Source organism: Paenibacillus sp. V4I3, from assembly GCF_030817215.1.
Classification (GTDB): domain Bacteria; phylum Bacillota; class Bacilli; order Paenibacillales; family NBRC-103111; genus Paenibacillus_E.
In genome coordinates, this window is record NZ_JAUSZA010000001.1 from 6,353,107 (window position 1) to 6,373,117 (window position 20,011).

Annotated in this window: 14 protein-coding genes and 1 pseudogene; 2 read left to right on the forward strand and 13 right to left on the reverse strand. The window is 43.0% G+C overall.

Annotated elements, in window-relative coordinates:
* Positions 1-49 precede the first annotated feature (49 nt).
* From QFZ77_RS29490 to QFZ77_RS29505, 4 genes are all read right to left on the reverse strand, one after another.
* Positions 50-1,765, reverse strand: coding sequence for an extracellular solute-binding protein (locus QFZ77_RS29490; protein ID WP_307445052.1), 1,716 nt, complete (start codon positions 1,763-1,765; stop codon positions 50-52).
* Between the two features lie 160 nt (positions 1,766-1,925).
* Entirely contained in the window at positions 1,926-3,047 is a 1,122-nt protein-coding gene (locus QFZ77_RS29495; protein WP_307445055.1) for a response regulator, read from the reverse strand.
* On the reverse strand, positions 3,040-4,788 hold the full coding sequence (locus QFZ77_RS29500; RefSeq protein ID WP_307449943.1) for a sensor histidine kinase: 1,749 nt from the start codon (positions 4,786-4,788) through the stop codon (positions 3,040-3,042). The genes QFZ77_RS29495 and QFZ77_RS29500 overlap by 8 nt, the downstream gene beginning before the upstream one ends.
* A 68-nt stretch (positions 4,789-4,856) precedes the next feature.
* A complete protein-coding gene (locus QFZ77_RS29505; protein WP_307445057.1) occupies positions 4,857-5,753 on the reverse strand; it encodes a helix-turn-helix transcriptional regulator in 897 nt (298 codons plus the stop codon).
* Between the two features lie 128 nt (positions 5,754-5,881).
* Here QFZ77_RS29505 and yicI point away from each other — a divergent pair, with 128 nt between their 5' ends.
* Positions 5,882-8,203: an alpha-xylosidase gene (gene yicI, locus QFZ77_RS29510; RefSeq protein WP_307445059.1), complete on the forward strand. Its 2,322-nt coding sequence runs from the start codon at positions 5,882-5,884 to the stop codon at positions 8,201-8,203.
* 153 nt (positions 8,204-8,356) lie between these two features.
* The gene (locus tag QFZ77_RS29515; RefSeq protein ID WP_307445063.1) at positions 8,357-8,965 is read left to right on the forward strand and encodes a TetR/AcrR family transcriptional regulator; all 609 of its coding nucleotides are present in this window, start codon (positions 8,357-8,359) and stop codon (positions 8,963-8,965) included.
* Between the two features lie 162 nt (positions 8,966-9,127).
* On the opposite strand, the gene QFZ77_RS29520 is transcribed toward QFZ77_RS29515, so the two are convergent.
* The 9 genes and pseudogenes from QFZ77_RS29520 to QFZ77_RS29560 form a co-directional block, all read right to left on the reverse strand.
* A complete protein-coding gene (locus QFZ77_RS29520) occupies positions 9,128-9,772 on the reverse strand; it encodes an FMN-dependent NADH-azoreductase (protein ID WP_307445065.1) in 645 nt (214 codons plus the stop codon).
* A gap of 387 nt (positions 9,773-10,159) precedes the next feature.
* Positions 10,160-10,858: a Gfo/Idh/MocA family protein gene (locus QFZ77_RS29525; protein WP_307445068.1), complete on the reverse strand. Its 699-nt coding sequence runs from the start codon at positions 10,856-10,858 to the stop codon at positions 10,160-10,162.
* 22 nt (positions 10,859-10,880) lie between these two features.
* Positions 10,881-11,132 (reverse strand): annotated as a pseudogene (locus tag QFZ77_RS29530) (Gfo/Idh/MocA family protein); the annotation flags it as partial.
* 5 nt (positions 11,133-11,137) lie between these two features.
* Positions 11,138-12,826, reverse strand: a complete 1,689-nt coding sequence (locus QFZ77_RS29535; RefSeq protein ID WP_307445072.1) for a glycoside hydrolase family 2 protein — start codon at positions 12,824-12,826, stop codon at positions 11,138-11,140.
* Between the two features lie 24 nt (positions 12,827-12,850).
* On the reverse strand, positions 12,851-15,175 hold the full coding sequence (locus QFZ77_RS29540; protein ID WP_307445075.1) for a helix-turn-helix domain-containing protein: 2,325 nt from the start codon (positions 15,173-15,175) through the stop codon (positions 12,851-12,853).
* Positions 15,176-15,286: 111 nt separating this feature from the next.
* Positions 15,287-16,831, reverse strand: a complete 1,545-nt coding sequence (locus QFZ77_RS29545; protein ID WP_307445078.1) for an extracellular solute-binding protein — start codon at positions 16,829-16,831, stop codon at positions 15,287-15,289.
* Positions 16,832-16,865: 34 nt separating this feature from the next.
* A complete protein-coding gene (locus QFZ77_RS29550) occupies positions 16,866-17,732 on the reverse strand; it encodes a carbohydrate ABC transporter permease (protein WP_307445080.1) in 867 nt (288 codons plus the stop codon).
* Positions 17,732-18,667 carry an ABC transporter permease gene (locus tag QFZ77_RS29555; protein ID WP_307449947.1) on the reverse strand — a complete coding sequence of 312 codons (936 nt, stop codon included), beginning with the start codon at positions 18,665-18,667 and terminating at the stop codon, positions 17,732-17,734. Before QFZ77_RS29555 ends, QFZ77_RS29550 begins: the two co-directional genes overlap by 1 nt.
* A gap of 648 nt (positions 18,668-19,315) precedes the next feature.
* Positions 19,316-19,825 (reverse strand): hypothetical protein, encoded by a 510-nt coding sequence (locus QFZ77_RS29560; RefSeq protein WP_307445083.1) that lies wholly within the window; start codon positions 19,823-19,825, stop codon positions 19,316-19,318.
* Between the last annotated feature and the right edge of the window lie 186 nt (positions 19,826-20,011).

Here is a 20,011-nt window from a genome sequence, read left to right on the forward strand (position 1 = left end):
ATTGTAAGGGAAAGGCGCCAGAGTTCTCTGACGCCTCCATGCTTTCTTGCTATTTGATACTCTCATCGATTTCAGCCAGAATTTGATCTCCGCCTTGCTTTTTCCAATCTTGTACGAACTTATCAAAGGAATCCAGCGGCGCAGCTCCCATGATTATTTTGAGGAATGTTTCCTTCTCTAATTTATCAAGTGTTGCCCATTTGCTTTCCATGGTTTTCGTCTGCGAATAGGTCACGCTATAGGTTTTCTTAAACGGCTGTTGCAGCGGGGATATCCCTACGAATGTGGAATACATACGCTTCCATGTCCCTAAATCCGCGTTAGGATCCCAGTATTGAATATCATTCTTGTCATACGGTTCGAGTTTTACTTTTTTCACTTTTTCAGCATCGGCTTTTAGTAATTTATATCCTGGAATATCTAGATCCTCCGGCTTTTTGGTGCCTGCAAGAACCTCTTTCATCATCTTATATGTGACATCCATCTCATCCATTGGGGCAAAAACAACACGTAGCGGATAGTTTCCAATTGCCACTTTGACATCGAATTTGGATTCATCGCGCAGCAAAAGGTTTTCCATTTGAATGGCGGCTTCCGGATGCTCATAACCTTTCCGAACAACCAGATATTGATTGGACGGGTTCCCCATATGCGGTGTAAATTCACCATTCACATCCAAAGGTGCCGTATACGCTTGCCAATTTGCCTTCGGATTATTCTTAATCGCATCGGCTAATGGACCATACCCGCCAGCCCACCATAATCCAAAATAAATGCCTGAAGTTCCATTCTTGATCAGTTCCTGAGCATCCTTCCGAATGGTCATTTCCTTATCAATCAAGCCTTTGGAATAAAGATCACGCAGTTTCGAGAGAGCTTGCTTCGTTTCCGGCTGAAGGGAGCCATAGGCTGTTTTACCATCTGCACCTTTTAGCCAAAATCCTGGGTAGGAATGATACGAAGAAAAGATAGGGTCGAAACCATAGTTATTATTATTGGGATTGATAAAATCGGCATTCAGTAAACCGCCTAATTGCGGACCTGTTATGCCAATGGTATCGGCTTTTCCATTCCCGTCAGGATCTTGTTCGACAAAAGCTTTGGCTACTTTTTCTAATTCGTCGATGGTTTTAGGCGGTTGAAGGCCTAATTTGTCCAACCAATCCTTGCGAATCCACATCATATGAACCATATCTGACTCTGTCGTTACGTTAGGAAGGGCATACATCTTCCCATCTACAGTAACCGATTTAAGCGCAAGCCCTTGCGTCGTTTCAATGATATGTTTGATCGCTGGCGAGGCGTATTTATTATAAACCTCGGTTAGATCCGCGAGTTGACCGCTTTTTACCATTTGTCTGAACTGTGTATCTTTCACAACCAACGCATCCGGCAAATCGTTACTGGCAATGGATAAATTCACTTTTTGGTCGTAATCCTTACCGCTGGCAGCCTGCCAAACAATTTTGGTATCGATATTCAAGTTTTCTTTGATATAACGGGTATACGGGTTGTTTTCAGGCGAGTCTCCCGCTGGCAAGCTCTTATCGGAAGCATCTACATCTTTACCAATTTTAATCGTAATCGGTTTGGCCGATTTGGCGAATGGCCCCGCTTCAGTTGGCGCAGCTGCTGTTTGCGCTGCTCCCGTTTGTGCAGGCGCAGTCGAAGCTGCTGGTGATTGCTTGGCCTTCTCTGAGCATGCGGATAATACGACTAGCATCCCGGCAAGTAACAGCAGCATGCTTTTTTTAGATCTTCTCATATAAAGCCCCTTCTTTCGCTTTCAGAATTTATCTACACCCTAAAAGTATCACGAAACATCACGCTGCTAGGATGGAAAACGGTTACAGCTTTAGAGGGGTAAATGACCGAGAATTCGCAGGTAATCACCTTTTTCTCATGAATTCGCAGCATTTGACCCTCTAATTTTCGGACATTTCTCTACCCGTTACATTCTTCTGCCGATACTCGCTTGGTAACAGACCAGTTTGCTCCCTAAAGGTGCGGCTAAAATACTTTTCATCCATATATCCAACGTTCTCAGCAATCCAGAGAATCGTTTTGTTCGTATACAGCAGATACTCCTTTGCTTTCTCTATACGTTTGTGACGTAAATGCTCACTAAAATTAATGCCTACAATTTCTTTAAAGCACTGGCTGAAGTAGCTTCTACTCATATTTACCCGTTTCGCAATGCTCGCGGCCGTAATTTGCTCTTTCATTTCTTCATTAGCAATGTAAACAGCTTTCATCACACAGTCTACAACCTCTTGTGAAAAAGAAGGTTTATCGATCGCCTTGCGAATCATTTCACGAGTAGCCATCAACCATTCCTCAACCTCATGCCAGCTTTCAAAAGAATCAGGCAATTGGATTGTCGCCAAATCAACAGGATGAAATAAAAGATTCCATTTATCGATTAACGCATATAACAACCCGATCAGCTTCGTTTGAGGTAAACGCAGCTGCTTCAAATCATGGATATGTGTTGTAAACAGGTTATCTTGATAGACCCATTCATGACCCGACCATTGCTCTTTCACTACGTTTAAGTCTTTTTGAGCTGCCGCCAGCTGATTGTCCCCTTCATGAACCGAAGAACCTATGCCATGAGAGGACTCATTATCATAAAAGATATCATGTGGATTAGGGGCATGCTTCTGCTCCTCCATAATCCGGTTGTAGATCCGCTCCAGCACTTCCTCAAAGCGCTCCTTTTCAAGCTGAACCTTGGCAATATAATCAATAGCTCCAAGTCTCAATGCCTCTTGGATATATTCAAAATCCTGATGAAAGGTTAGCACGACGGTATAAATGCTTGGATATTGCTTTCTCACGATTTTCAGTAATTCGATCCCTGACATAACAGGCATCGCTAAATCAGTCAGCAATAAATCTATCGCGTTCGCTGCTATAAATTCCAAGGCTTTCTCGCCATTACTGGCTTCCCCGACAACCTCCATGTCAAAATCGTGCCAAGGCATGGCTGATATAAGACCTTTGCGAACCAATTTATCATCATCGACAATCATCACTTTAATCATGACGGGGGTTCACCTCCATAATTGGTAAGGAAACAAGGATGGTTGTCCCTTTTCCAATAACACTTTTGATACTCAGGTCCGCCTGCTCGCCATATTGGGATTCAAGCATTCGCTTAACATAATTTAAGCCAATCCCCATACCAACCTTTTTGTTTTCAACTTCCGGATTGTGCAATAGGTTATGAATCGTTTCCTCCGACATCCCTGAACCGTTATCATGAATCGAGATCTGAATCGTCTTCGTTAAACTGACATCAACCTTAATATACCCATCATCACTTAACCCGTGATAAAGTGAATTTTCGACAAGCGGCTGGAGGATAAAACGAGGAACCGGCATGTTCCATACCTCTTCATCGACATTCATCTGAACATCAAACTTAAAATCATAGCGAATTTGCTGTAAAATCAAATATTGCTTTAAGGCTTCTATTTCTTCATAAATGGTTGACGCTTGTCCCAGCTTGCCTAAATTATAATGCAGAAGCTTATTTAATGAGGATACAAGACGATCGATCTCATTCTGTCCGTTCATAACGGCTAACCAATGCACAGTATCCAACGTATTCATTAAAAAATGGGGATTAATTTGATAGAGCAGCTTTTCTACCTCAAGATCCACTCTTCGCTTCTCTTTCCGTTCGACTTCGGCGAATAAATTCCATATCTGTTCTCTCATTTGCCTAAATTGATGCAGTAGAAAATCAAACTCCGGTATTTTTGTTCGTACTGTAACAGCCTGGACTCGATTTTGTGCCATCAGCTTGATTTCTCTATTAAAGCCATTCAAAGGGAGGTATACCATCTTCCATAAGAGCCAAGCCATGAGTAAACTCATCCCTAGAAAAAGGAGCGAAAACAGCATTATTTGAACAAACCACTGGTTCATTTCTTTGTTGTAATCTGCTTTTGGAATGACAGACACGATACTCCAGCCTTGGTTGCTTGCCTGCCTAAACCAGTAAAATTCATTATAGGTGCCAAAGGTTTTTTCTTTAGAAAAGTTGGGGAATATCGTATCTTTCACAAATGTATTGGGAAGCTCGCTATACGCGATTCTCCCGTCATTATCTAGGAAAACATGGGAATTCGTTCCGCCAAATTGATCATTATTCAGAATGTTTTGCGTGAGATGAAACCCCGTTTCAATGTAGACATAGACATCATCACGCTGCGGTAAATCCACTTTCCTTCGTGCAGATAAAACAAAATTATTATCAAATTGATTGTTGCTTAAATGAGGACCATAATAAGAAATTCCCGAGTATTCTGCAAGCAATGGCAACTTCTCAGGGGAAAAATTCTCCTTTACGCCCGAATTTTCGAGATCATACGTATGGTCATTTTGAAAATAGTATAAAGTTAAACCAATATTAGGGTTGGTAAAGGTGACTAATCTTAATTCATCTTTTAATGCGTCTATCATTTGCGAGCGTTCGAAAGATTGACTTGCGGGAAGCGATAACATTTGATCCAACTTATTACCCACACTTCCTGTAAAAGCAAGCTGTTGGGAAACATGATTCAAATTGCTTATCGTGCTTTCTAAGGAAAGCTCTACTTGTTTTAAATTACTTTGAATACCGCTCTGAATTTTATTAGTAAGTATGGAATAAATCGCGTAATAGGAGATAAGAACGATACAAATAAATGGAATTAATGTACTGCATAAGAAAATAATAAAAATCCTCTTTTTCAACGTTAAATAATCGTACAGAAATGACTTTACATTCTCCTGCATCTTAACAAACAACGATGATCACTCCCCCGATCAGGCTTAATTCAACTAGAAACAATGATTCGTGAATATCAACCCACTCCCTCACTTGTCTTTAATCTTTTTCGGTATTCAGAAGGTGTATGACCAAAATGCGTTTTAAACACGCCGATAAAATAACTTAAGGTATTGAAGCCGACATCAAGCGAAATCTCTGTAATCTTCTTGTTGGTATCCTTCAACAGTAAAGCAGCTCGCTGTGCACGCACTTGGTTTAAGTACTCCAGTGGGCTTTTTCCTGTAAAACCCTTGAAGTATCGGCAGAAATAAGACTCGCTAAAAGAAACGATCGCCGCGAGGTCCTCCAATCGAATTGGACTGCTATAGTTTACTTGCATATATTCGATAATCAGCTTTAATCGATCTATGTGCGTAGGGTTGACGGAAAGCGGAAGCTCACGAAAAGCAGGACCTCCCAGCATAATTAGCTTTGAAATGATCAATTGAAGCAATGCTTTTGTAGAAAGCTCAAATAACGGCCTTTCATTAATATTCAAATCGAACACTTGCAGTAACAACACCAATAGCTCCCTCTCCTCAGCAGTATGATGGGTGATGTGGGCAGGAGTGACAAATTTCTGCTGGATTAGCGGATTAATATATTTCTCACGAACGAGATCAAACCTCTCGCCTCCCAATATATCCGAATGAAACACCACGGCGGTGAAGCAGCATTCTTCGTTTGCGGATATACGGCCAGAATGAAGCTGACCGGAATTCACGAAAATCGCTTCCCCGGCTTCCAATTCATAGTCATCCATAGAAACACGGAATACCGCCTTACCCTTGGTAAGCAAGAGAAACTCCAGTTCATCATGCCAATGGAGTTCAAGCAGTTCTTCCCCCGGCTGGCAGCAGATTTCATACACGCGGATTGGATAAAGCGGATCACCGTGAATGCGGTCCTCTTTTAAACTGGCTTGCTGCATGGCGGTAGTCCCCCTTTATTGAAATTCAAAATATGTCAAAATACTGATATTTTTTCACAATATAACGAAAGGAATGGAGTTTTTAAATCAATATAATTATATTACAACATTTTGAAGGGATGATGGTAATGAAATTTTCTAACGGTTATTGGATGGCAAAAGAAGGGTACACCGTCCTTAATCCTGTCGATGTCCGCGATGTTCATCAAGAAGATAGCAGTCTGACTGTATATGCTGCCGCACGGAAGATTCAGCGAAAAGGGGATACTTTAAATGGTGCGATGCTGACATGTGAACTGAGCTCGCCTCTTCCCGATATCATCCGTGTACGCTGGACTCATCATGCAGGTAAACGATCGCAAGGGCCTTCTTTTGAATTGTTCAAAAACCCGCAGACTCCAGTTTCAATCGATGACAGTAACGATCATGTGACCATGACATCCGGCGGATTAAGCGTAAAAGCCAACAAACATAGTACGTGGGGAGCTGAATTCTCTTTCGAAGGCCGTCGTTTAACTGGCACCAACAGCAAAGGTGCGGGGCATATTACGACAGCTAACAAAGAGATTTACTTTCGCGAGCAGCTTGAGCTTGGCATTAATGAGCATATTTACGGATTGGGAGAACGGTTTACAAATGTAGTGAAGAACGGGCAGACCGTAGATATTTGGAACGAAGATGGCGGCACGAGCAGTGAACAAGCTTACAAAAATGTGCCCTTTTACTTATCCAGTAAGGGATACGGTGTTTTCGTCAATCATCCCGAACACGTATCGTTCGAAGTCGGCTCTGAGGTTGTGTCCAAAGTCCAGTTCAGCGTACCAGGCGAAAGTGTGGAGTATTTCATTATTGGCGGCAAAACGCTAAAAGATGTTCTAAATAATTACACGAAGCTTACCGGCAAACCCGCTCTGCCGCCAGCATGGTCGTTCGGTTTGTGGTTAACAACCTCCTTCACGACAGATTATGATGAAGCTACCGTAAACAGTTTCATTGACGGCATGTTTGAACGAGACCTTCCGCTGCATGTGTTCCATTTTGATTGTTTCTGGATGAAGGAATATCAATGGACCAACTTTGAGTGGGATGCCGATATGTTCCCCGATCCGGTAGGAATGCTGGGACGGCTTAAGGACAAGGGACTGAAAATATGTGTCTGGATCAATTCGTACATTGGCCAGAAATCACCGCTCTTTCAAGAAGGCATGGACAAGGGGTATTTGGTCAAAACCTTAGATGATCACGTTTGGCAGTGGGATCTCTGGCAGGCCGGCATGGGGCTTGTCGATTTCACCAATCCGGAAGCCACGGAGTGGTACAAAGGTCATTTAAGACGGCTGATCGATATGGGCGTGGATTGCTTCAAAACAGATTTCGGCGAGCGCATCCCGACCGATGTCAAATACCACGATGGTTCGGATCCATTCAAAATGCATAACTACTATACATTCCTATACAATAAGGCCGTATTTGAAGTACTGGAAGAAAAACTCGGCAAGAACGAAGCCATGTTATTTGCCCGCTCCGCTACGGCCGGAGGGCAGCAATTCCCCGTACACTGGGGCGGCGATTGCTCGGCCAACTACGACTCCATGGCGGAGTCGCTTCGCGGAGGCCTTTCACTCGGTTTATCCGGTTTCGGATTCTGGAGCCATGACATCAGCGGTTTTGAAAAAACAGCCCCGCCCGATATTTATAAACGCTGGGTAGCCTTTGGCCTGTTGTCTTCGCACAGCCGTTTGCACGGCAATGAATCTTACCGTGTTCCATGGCTGTTTGACGAAGAAGCAGTCGATGTTCTCCGACATTTTACAAAGCTAAAAAGCACGTTAATGCCCTATCTGTTTGCAAGTGCTATCCAATCTACAGAAATGGGTATTCCGATGATGCGCGCAATGGTGCTGGATTTTGCATCAGACCCGTCCACTCATCATCTGGATACGCAGTACATGTTAGGAGATGACCTGCTCGTTGCCCCAATCTTTAATGAGCAAGGAACTGTGATGTACTATGTTCCCGAAGGACGTTGGACTGATTTCTTCAGCGGAAGAGTTGTTGAAGGCGGGAAATGGCAGGAGGAAACGCATGGCTATATGACGCTGCCCATGCTAGTTAAACCGAATACGCTGCTTGCCATAGGAGCAAATGAGCAGAAGCCCGATTACGATTATGCGGATGGCGTATCTCTTCATTTATTTGAACTGGGGGATGGAGCAGCCGCGGAAACGTCAATTTATGATGTACAAGCTAATCTGCAATTAACCGTAAAAGCAGTCCGAATGAATGAGCTGATCGACATCTCTATTCAAGGCGGAACTAAACCTTACACCCTTGTAGTAAGAGGCTTCAATCAAATCTCATCCGTAGAAGGCGCATCTTGGACAAGATCAGCAATCGGCATCGTGCTAACTCCCGAACCCGGCACGTCAAAGATAGCAGTAAGATTGTAATAAATAAAACGGCTGGCCCTGTTATTCATACAGGGTCAGCCGTTTTCCACTTCTGCAAGGATTAGCAGTTATACACCGTTCCATAACTACTGTATAATATAAAAGGAATTCACATTCCGCTTACTAACAAGACATACAATAAGGAGCTTGCAGATGCCATTAAAGGGTTCGGATTTATCAACGCCAAGCAATCGTAAAGATGCCAATCAGAATACACTTAAAGTTCTAATAGCTGCTTATAAAGTTTTCGCTTTGAAAGGCTATGACGCCACCATCGAAGAAATCGCGAATGAAGCAGGGGTAGGCGTAGGAACTGTCCATCGGCGATTTTCCAACAAAACCGTGTTGGCCACTGCTGTAGTCACCGACATTTTCCAAAAAATTAAAGAGAAGCAATTGCAGGTCGTCAAAATGGACATGCCAGCTGATCAAAAAATCCGGCTATTATTTGAAATCTTCTCAGCTTCTCACTTACAATATGGAAAAATACATAGTATGGGGCTTCATTTGGCAACGATAGGTGAATTGGGCGAAGAAATGAGGGCCTCCCTATTAACCGCTCTAGAGGGCAGCGTACTTGATATTATTATGCAAGGCCAAGAAGAAGGAATATTTAGAGAAGGCGATCCGAAACTGCTGGAATTACTCATTATCAATATGATTAACCCCCATCTCATTCTAAAATTAAAAGAACATGTTCCTGTGGAGAAGATTACAGAAACGGTTTCCGACATGATTCTATTAGGGCTTATCAAGAAATAAAAAAGGGGCTGTCCCAAAAGTAGATAAATCTCTACTTGAGGACAGCCCCTTAAGGCCTATTGACCTTCTGGGACATTCGAATAGGTATTCAGAACGACATTCATACTTCCATTGGTTTTTCCAATGGAATCGACTCTCAGGCTTATTTGAATACGATTTAAATTACACAGAAACACCAGATAAACGTTCAGCAGCTTTTTCAGCTTCTTTGTTGGCATTTGCTAATATTTCATCTCGATTTAGGAATGCAGTTCCTTGAGCTCTAATGATTTGGTAATCCTCAAGTCCAATGAAATTAAACATGGATTTGAGGTATTTATGTGAGTATTCAACTTCTGTATACCAATCATTATTGGTATATACCCCGCCGCTTCCTTGAATGACAAGAATGCTGCGGCCGTCTTTTAACAAGCCCTCTGAGCCGGTATCCGTATATTTAAAAGTTTCACGGGCTATAAGGATATTATCCATATAATCTTTGAGCTTGGATGGAATGTTAAAGTTATGCAATGGCATGACAATGACATATTTATTCGCGCTTTTGAATTGCTTTAGTATTTCAGACATCCGACTAGTAACCTCTTGCTCTTCGTCAGTTAACTGCTCTCCTTTTGCCAACTTCTCCCATGCACTTAGGACCGTACGATCAACGGAAGGAACATGATCATCATAAAGATTAATTTGTTCAATGGTCTCCGTTTGATTTTGTTCCTTATACGCCTTCAAGAAATGGTTTAAAACCTGCAGACTAAAAGATGATGTAGAATCTACTTTGGGATGAGCATTAATAACAAGCATTTTATTCATCAAAATCTCTCCTTCTAAGTGATCATTTGAATATTCCAGCAAAAATAATTGCCAAAAGCCAAATAAGCGTTAGATTTCTATCGGTTATTGTCTTTTTATAATGCAAGATTGCGGAAATCAGAAATATAACAATAATGATGATTATTATCATAAAAGCCCAAATCCTTATTTATATTCTTTGCTAATTAACAATAATATACTCTTCCATGAATGATAATTAAACCCAAAAGGAATTAACATTCCGTATTACACATTGATAATATCATACGACTTGATTAACCGTCAATTAAACGGAATATGAATTCCGATTCTATAGATTTACTATGGCTTTATCAAAAAAAAGCATGCTTAACAATGATATTTTCACTGTTAAGTATGCTTCTTTACTTAAACAATGCGAACGGGCAATCCCGATTTCGCTGATTTGAGCGCAGCAACAGTTACCTGTTGTGTCTTAAAAGCATCCTCATAATCAGAAAGAATACGCCCGGTATCCCCTGTTTTCAGTGCATGGATGAAGGCTTCATTTTCTACGTAATAGGGATTAACCAATCTTTTAATTTCAGAGGTTGCATGAGCTTCGATCAATTTCAAACGCTCCGTATCCCACTCCAGCATGCCCTCCTGCGTATAGCAGGTAATACCCACTTTGCCCAAACCGCTTGGCAGTACACACGTATTAGAAATATTAGCGATAACACCGTTGCTAAATTTTAGGGTCACCGTTCCTACATCAGCTGCTGTTACCCCATCAAATTGCTTGTGCATCACTTGATTGCCATACAAAGCGTAGACTTCTTCAATCTCTCCAATACAGTAACGCAGAATATCGACCAAATGTGTGCTTTGTTCTATGAATTGTCCGCCTGATCTCTCTTGATCTCTCCACCATGCAACCTGAGGCATATTTCCCATCCAATTGCCTGTAATCATGCCGACATTTTGCTGGCTCAACAATTGTTTCATCTGACTTACTGTATCTGTATAACGAAAATGATAGCCTACGGACGTAATCAGAGGTTTCTTGCGTAATTCGGTTAATATTTGATTGGGCTGCTCGATATTGACACCAAGTGGCTTTTCCACAAAAAAAAGGAATGCCTCTATCAATAAGCTGCATTTCAAATTCCCCATGTGACATTGGCGGCACTAAAATGTATACGGCATCCAAGCGCTCGGCGTCCAACATCCCACTAACCCTTTCATAGCTTGAGGGAATGCTGTATGCCGAAGCGAACTCCTCCGCTTTTGCCTTACTCGTCCCGCATACCGCTTGAATCTGCACGTCTTCCATCTCTGATAAAATTTTTGCGTGCATCTTACTGAAGCCACCTGTACCGATAATGCCGATATGTAACATGATTACTAGCTCCTGTTCTTATAATGTTTTTGCACAACCGAATAGGCTAGCTTAGGACGGCGGTATTCATCTACAATACCTTTGCTGTTTTTGGTACATGACCTCGTCATCAACCAACCTAAAGCCTCAACAACCCTGCAATCGCAAAACTGCCAAATAAACATGCCAGAGAGGAATGGCCGGGACGTATAGGCTGCCAGATTTTGCTCGATAATATCCGATTGCCGCTCTTCTGAGCCTTTCACTCTTGCCGGAGAACGGTGTCCGTAGAAGCCGTCGGCTCCAAATTCACTCATGATCATAGGCTTGCCTTTACCGCCTGCCGCATTGGCCCACCCTCTCGCTGTATCGCAGAGTTCACCTGGATCTTCATTTCCATACCATAGCGGATACAAATTGAAGGAAACAATGTCAGCCAAATCAAAGCAGAGTTCTCTCTCTCGATGGTGGGAAGCAAATGTCAAAGGACGGCTTTGATCCATAGAACGAATCTGCTCAAGCTGCCTTCGGTAATGCTCTCTTCCCTCTTCCGTATCGCTTGCGCACTCGTTCAAAATAGCCCAAATAATAATGGACGGATGGCTGGCATGCTGCTCGACCATCTCACGGTTAACATCCTCACATTGCTTGATAAAATGGGGATTCTGCATCTGCTCTAGGCTTAGGCCACGCGCATGATTCTCTTCCCACACATAGATACCACGCTCATCACAAAGATCTAAGAAGCGCTCATCATTCGGATAATGGCTTGTGCGTACTGCATTTGCGCCCATATCCTGCATGAGATCGAGATCCTGAAGCATTAAAGCTAGAGGAAAGGCGGCACCTACCAGTGGATGGTCCTCATGACGATTAAAGCCCTTCATGACAATCGCTTCACCATTAACTCGAATTGAGCCATCCCCAGTTTCAATAACTCGGAAACCAACACGCTCGATAAAATCATCGACAGGTCTTTCTATCCCATTGATAAAGAGTTCCATCCGCAATTCATAAAGCCTCGGACTGCTGGCGGACCAGGGAGAGATACCTGGGAAGTTGAAGGTTTCGGTAATGATCCTAATTTCATTGGGTGCAAGCTCCAAGCTGCCAAAAGAGAAGCTGTGTTCTTCCATGGTGCCCTTCAGTTGGAAAGACTGCCTTTGATGAGAATCGTTGCAAACCGCTACGCGGACCTCTCCTTCCCAGTCTTTATTTTCAAATATAGGCGTAAAGCGAACATTTTCGATATACAAATCACTGATTTCTTCGTAGGCAGCTGGTCTTATTATACCACCATACGTATAGTAATCATTTGGAATATGCAGAGAGGAGTGCTCGCCAAACGAATTGTCGACCCATACAATAAGCTCATGCGTTCCTGGCGATACATTTCGAACTTTCGCGGTAAAAGCCGTATACGCATTGTAATGCTCGGCAATCAAAACGCCGTCAAAAAAAACCTTAGCCGTATGGCTGACCCCTTTAAATTCAAAACGCAAAGAAGTCGGACGCTCGATTTGAATGGTTTTTCGGTACACACCTTCTCCGCGGTAAGTCAGGAGATCGGGGTGCATCTCCCAGCAGCCAGGAACCGCAAGCTTATAGGGGTATCGATCCACGGAAGGTGTTTCCTCATCCACGATGGAGAAATCCCAGGTTCCTTCCAAATCGGTTACTTTACGAATATGATGGGTTTGAAATAATCGAAGCATGATAATTAGCCTCACTTTCGCTCATTAATTTTTGAATTTTTCACGATATTGGGTAGGTGTGAGTCCTTCGCTGCCTTTAAAGATCTTGTTAAAATAAGAGTGCTGATAGCCGACTCGTTCCGCGATCTCACTTACTTTGAGATAAGTCGTACTGAGAAGCTCCTTCGCTTTATCAATCCGCAGCTTAGCTATATAATCCACATAGTTAGTTCCTGTAATCTGTTTAAAAGAACGGCTTAATGAAAATGGGTTGGTTGCGAATAACTGTGCGCACTCATCCAGCGACAAGTCTTTCATATATTGTTCACTCAACAATTCAATGACCTGACCTATCAACTGCTTCGCTCTTACATTTTGCTGTTTATGAAAGTCTTCCAAATAAGGAGCCATAATTTTTTGCTTAACCCACTTTTTTAATACCGCAGGTTCCCGCTGTATCAGCAATTCTTCCAACAAATTCGCCTCAGTAAAAACAGGATGATGGAGAAATCCAGATTCCATAAACATATGACGCATACTAGCCACTAGCTGAAACAAAGACTGCTGAATCATCATTTCTCTGTCCGCTTTATGCTCAAGTTCCTCCAGAAAGGAATCTAGCCTGCTATACGATTCTTCTTCCATACCGAGCCTCATGACTTGAAGCAGTTCCTTTTCCTCTGTAAATGGATAGAAGGCTTGCGGCAATTCACTGGAGGTCACTTCCTCCATATCGATGATTTGCCTGTCTTCTTGAAGATCTCTGTATCGTGCAGCTTGCCTAGCTTGTTCAAGGATATCGGGGATACCGCCAGCTTGATGGGCTAGCTTTCCTACAATTACGGTGATATTCGTCCCCAGAACCTTGTGCAAAATATCCATCAGTTCCTTGGCTAGAACAAATAACTCATTGCGAATATCTTCCTTGGATTGTTGATCGGGGTGAAAGCTCAAAAGTCCCACAGAGAGGTCTTGAAAATTGATCACATAGGATGGGCATTCCAATCCTCCAGAAAGCTCTTGAATGATGTTAGCTGCCGCGAAGGTGATGAGCTGTGTATCATTTTCCCGAAAACGTCCCGATTCCTCGCCAACGCCAGAAAGCCGAATCAAGAGCAGCGAAAATATGCGGTCATCCGCTTGCCAACCCAATTGCTGCATACGGCTCTTTAATTCGGTTTCCCGCAGCGCATAGAGATGGCCCTGGGCAAGCTGAAGCAGAAAGCTTTCCCTTAACAAAGGAAGCGATTGCGTCAGTTTGTGTTGGAGAGAAAGACTTTCTTCGGTCAAATACGTCCATGACTCCTCAATAAATTCCATCTCGTGCTTCACATTTGCAGGCAAGTCATTGCGGTTGGCTTGGAACACGGAGACCAATCGTTTGATGGGCCGATATAACCGATTTGAGGCATACCATGCCAATATAATAGAAGCAAGGATTCCTAGAATTCCTGCGGAGAGGATCAATTTGGATGTCAACACAACCGGTTTGGTTAGTTCGGTCAAGGGACTCGCCGTTGCATAAATCCACCCCGTTGCTGATACCTGCCCAGATGAAACGACATACGTGCCTCCCTGCCATTTCAATTGGAAAGCGTCATCCTGTCCCGCTCGCTCCATAATGTTGGTTCTAATCATTTCTTGAAAGCTCTTCGTACGTTCATCTGGCTCGACCACCCATTCCCCCGAGGGCCGTATAAGCAGGGCAATGCCTTGTCCATCAGTTAAAAAATGATTCATCGTTTCTCCCAAGGCCGATTGGCTGAAATGAAGCACGAATGCCCCAAAGGGCTCCTGGGACTGCCAGGGCAGCTTCAACAAGATGGATGCTGAATAAGCACTGTTTATTGCCGAAAAGTCGGGCATCCCATACTCCCAAACGATACCTTTCGGATTTTTCAGGATAGCTTGGTAACGATTGAGCTGCTGCTCATTTAAATAATGAATCCCATCCCATCCTAGAACGGCTTTTTGTCGTGTCAGAAACAATTGCGCATCTTCGATTAATGAGTTGGATCCGCTTACAACCAGCAGAGACTGCATCAAATCATGTGTTTGTGAAATATGGTCAATAAACACTAGGTTTTCTAACTGATCGCTAAACATTGAATTGGTCGACCATCGGCTCATGACAAGCTCAATCTGAGCAAATTGCTCATTCATAGAATCGGAAAACTGTTCAATTTTAAGCTTATGTTGTTTAAATACTTCTTTCTCGATTTGCTGAGTACCAATGATATAATTGCTGAGTGCAATCAGAGTAGATGGAATACTGGTGATAAGCAGAACCAATATTAAACTTTTACGAAAATAATTGCCTTTCACGAGTCCATTTTGCTTAAAATTTAAGACTGAACGTATGCTTTTCACAATAATCCCCCCGTTGCACCCATTATACCAGCTTGCCTGCAAAAGAAAATTACCCTCATAAGTCAGGGGCAGACCGATGAGGGTAACCTGTATAACATGCCATCGTGCTGTTTACTTAGCGCTTACTCTTTTTTGATACTCCGTATTGTATTCCTCTTGTATCTTTTGATAATTCGTGTCTGCCTTCAGATCATTTACGAATTTATCCCAATCCGTCATTGAGGCTTTACCCATGATAACTTTTGTTTTCATATCTTGAATCTTCTTGTCGTAATCACTACCCATTTTCGTCGCTGTTTCAGAGATAAGTCCATCCGTCGGATTCGGAATACTGACTTCCGCAGCTTGATCAATCAGTTTTTTATCCCGAGCCATCTGTTCTGGCGTTAACCCTACTGTGGAGACATTCGAGTATTTATCATATTTCGAAAATATATTTTGCAAAAATTGAAAGCTCGGGTCATTTTTCGCAGCATCCGTGAGAACGTAATTGTTGTCCTGCTTGGTGAAATGAACGTCTTTGATTCCGTAATTGGTAAGTTCATAGCCGTCGTCCGTTGCACCATAATCTAGGAAGTCCAAAAGCTTCTTCACTTTATCTTCAGGTACTTTCTTCGAGATCACGAATACACCGAAATGACCGTTGCCTTTGGAAGCGAATTTACCAGTTGGACCTGACATGTAAGGCATCCAAACAAAATCTGGTTTGGCATTAGGATTAATCTCTTTGACCTGCTTGTTGTTGAGCGTTCCTTGATTCGGTTTATCTGGAAAAATCCCTGCTTTTCCTGCATAAACTAAATCTTTGGCTTGATTGTGCTTAAGCAGAGCAAAATCCTGCGGAATCAAGCCCTCTTTATAGACTTTCTGGAACCACTCGAGTGATTGCTTCATCTCTGGGAGGAATAATACATTCTCAAGCTTGCCATTTACAGCTTTGAATTTACCATTTGTACCTGTAAATGTGCTTTCGATGAACCCGAATTGACCCATGTCATTCGGGTTCACATAACCGGACATACCAATGGTGTCTTTTTGACCATCTGGACTGCTCGCTTTAAACGCTTTCAGAACATTATACAAATCATCCGGTGTTTCCGGCATCTTCATGTTAACCTTTTCAAGCCAATCCGCACGGATGAGCGGCTGTGCATTACCTTCTGTAGGTCTTACACGCGGTACGCCATAAAGCTTTCCGTCGATTTTGTTGTTGAGGAAGGTTATTTCTGGGAATTTCATCAGATTGGGATAACCCTTGATCATTTCCGTCAAATCCCAGAATGCCCCCTGCTTTGCCATATTGCGATAAGTCGCTCCCCCTATATCGGTGACCATCATTAAATCAGGCAAGTCGCCGGAAGCAAGAGTAACATTCGCTTTATCCGTAAAGCTGTTAGGTGTAACCCATGTGAATTTAAGTTTTGTATTCGTCCGCTTCTCTAACTCTGTTATAACGGCATTATCAGCTGCCGGCGGTTCTTTTTGGTAATAAATCGACATAATGTTGATTTCTGTGGGCTTAGCATCTGCTTTCGGGCTTGCTGATCCTGCAGTAATGCTGCCTCCTGCTGAATCCTTACCCCCGCAACCGGATACAACCATGGCTGTAGCTACCGTTAACGTTAGCGGAAGCAGCCATTTTCTTTTACTAGACATTTGTTTTCCTCCCTGTTTTCATATGCTTATGTTATCATTCCTTCACGGAACCAACCATGGTACCTTTTGCAAAGTGCTTCTGAAGGAATGGGTAAACCAAGAGAATAGGCAGCGTTGATAAAACGATGGCGGCCATCTTTTTTGTTTCCGGCGGTATATTCTGCAGGTTCAGATCGACGAATGAATCGACACCGAGCGATGTGGAAGAGTCGATCAACAAATTTTGCAGAAAAATTTGCAGCGGCCACTTTTCGGTATCATTGATGTAGAGCACCGCCGTGAAAAATGTATTCCAGTACCCGACTGCGTAAAATAAGCCAAAGGCCGCAAGAGAGGACATCGACAGCGGCAAAATGATTCTAAACCAGACGCTAATATCATTGCAGCCGTCAATCTTGGCGGATTCTTCCAAGCTCGGCGGAATGGAATCAAAGAACCCTTTCATGAGCAACACGTACCACCCGCTAGTGAGGACTGGTATAATCAAGGATGATAGACTGTTGATCATTCCTAACTCTTTTACTACCAAATACCCTGGAATAATGCCTGGGTTAAACAAAGTCGTCAGCATAATAAGCAGCAGGATCGACCTTCTTCCTTTAAGCCTCTTTCGCGATAAACCGTAGGCAAGCGACGAGGTCACCACTAAACTCGCAGCCGTCCCAACAGTTGCTAAAAATAAACTGACCCCTGCCGATTTCAGAAAGGTTTTGGTTGCAAGAATGTACTCATAGGACATTAACGTCCATTTATGTGGGAAGAGGATTAACCCTCCCTGCCTAAATTCAGTTGGTGTCGCGAAAGAAACGACAAACACGTAATAGAAGGGAAATAAACATAATAATCCAAGGAAGGAAAGTACCACAACATTGAATAACTGAAACATTTTATCGCTTACCATTAGTAGACTCCCTCCTCTCCAAATCTTTTCGCAAGCCGATTCGCCCCGATGACAAGCAGTAAACCAACAACCGATTTGAATACGCCAACAGCCGTACTGTAGCTGAAATCCCCTTGCTGAATGCCAACTCGATAGACATAGGTATCAAAAACATCCGCTACGCTCGACACCGCCCCGTTCATCATCAAGTACACTTGCTCGAAACCAACGTCCATGATATGACCAACGCGCAAAATCAATAAAATAATGATGACGTTTCGAATTCCCGGAAGAGTCACATTCCACATCATTCGAAACCGCCCGGCGCCGTCCATGCGAGCAGCCTCATAGAGTTGAGGATCCACGCCCGACATAGCTGCAAGAAATATGACTGTCCCCCAGCCAAGCTCTTTCCAAATGGATTGCAGCGTAAGAAGCCCCCAAAAATACGTGGGTTCCGTTAAAAAATCAACCCTGTCATACCCCATGCTCACAAGCAGTTGGTTGAGAATGCCTTGATCCTTGGATAGCATCAGGAAGCTAAGACCTACAATAATGACCCACGATAAAAAATGAGGTAAATAAATAATGGACTGCAGGGTTTTCTTAAACCATCCCGCTTTCAGCTCATTTAAGAGAAGAGAAACGAGGATGGGAAGCGGAAAGAAAAAAATCAAGTTCAGCAAATTAATGGCCATTGTATTACGAAAAAGAATCGAGAAATCATTGTTCGAGAAGAACCGCCGAAAATGCTCAAAACCGACCCACTCACTATGGAGTAGTCCCGTAAAAGGCGAATAATTTTGAAAAGAAATCAATATCCCCCACATGGGCACATACTTAAAAATCAAAAAGTACAAGACGCCTGGTAAAATGAGCAGGTATAAAAACAGGTCCCGACGAATCGGGTTCCAAATACTTTGACCCAGCGTTCTTCGCTCGGGCTTAGCAGACATATTCTTTTGTAAGTTTGCAGCAAGTTTCAAATGTTCCCACGCTCCTATCCTTTTTTCTCTGGTTCCAGTCTCTGTGCATCCCTTACTTTACCTGTACGCGCTTTTGAAAGCATTAAAACATTCTTGCAATTCCTTGTTTTAAGCTAGTAAATTCTTGCGAATGGCTGGAAAACAGAAAGAAACCTTCGATACACAGTGGTATGGAAGGTTTCTTCGCTTGATGCTGACGGAGCATCTCATTTATGAAGTTCTTTCTACAAGATCAGCTACTCGTACCATGGCAAAATCCAAGGTTCCCCTAACCGTCGTAGTATAAGCAATGTACTCATCGTTTAAGACAAATTGAGGATGAGGATGTGCATGGAAAAATCCACGTTTGGTTACTTCGGGTGGAGCTGGCATTCGGCTAACGATGGTGACCTCTTTCTTTGTTATCGTATTGTAAAAAGCTACTAATACCGAGCGTTGATCCCATTGATAGGTACCGATATCTCCAGTAAGGAACTTGTCATCCTTGGAGAAATGGGAGTGGCAGGTACCGTTCGGCCAAACATTGCTATGCTCGTCAGTGGTTAAATTGTAATATTCCGTTCCATGGTCATAATCGACGAACTAGATACCCTTGCCATCGTTTGCCCACCATTCATGTCAGTGTCGGTGTACATTTTTACCTGAATCTTCGGCGAAAAGGGGGTTTGCCCTATCTCCCTTACATATAAGCCATATCCGGTTCTTGTAACCGAAAGACTCACCGGTTTTGATATCTTCCCAATGATCCTGAGCAAGCATAATCGTATCGGGATCCGTAGGGCTGAATTGGGCATGTTTATAACAAACCTGGAAAGATTGCCACACGGGTCCTCTCCTATGTACATTTGCATCTATCGCCCAATAAGCACATCCAGTAATCGAGTCGATCCAGGGAGACTCAGAGATAAACCGTGTCTCCGGATAAACACGAACCTCCTGTTCGACCATATCGATGACTCCTAAGCATTGACCGAGTGAGGGAGGATAAGAGGCATAAAACCACATATATTTGCCATCATTCGTAACATTAGCGTTTGTAAAATAGAAAGCTTGTTGGAACGGTGCATGATGTTCACTTAGAATGTAGCTTGTGATGCCGGATTCAGGTGTCAATTGTTCAAGAAGCATAAGGGAATGACCTCACAGAAGTACAGGGCCAGTGTTCGTCGAGCATTCGAGTAACTACCAGTCGTCATGATCGATCGATTTATCTTACATCGAGATAACATTTTTGTAATCCAATCGTTCTGTGCCCAACCACTAATTTAAACAAAAAAACGAAAAAACGGCTTCTCCGTGACCGGAAAAGCCGTT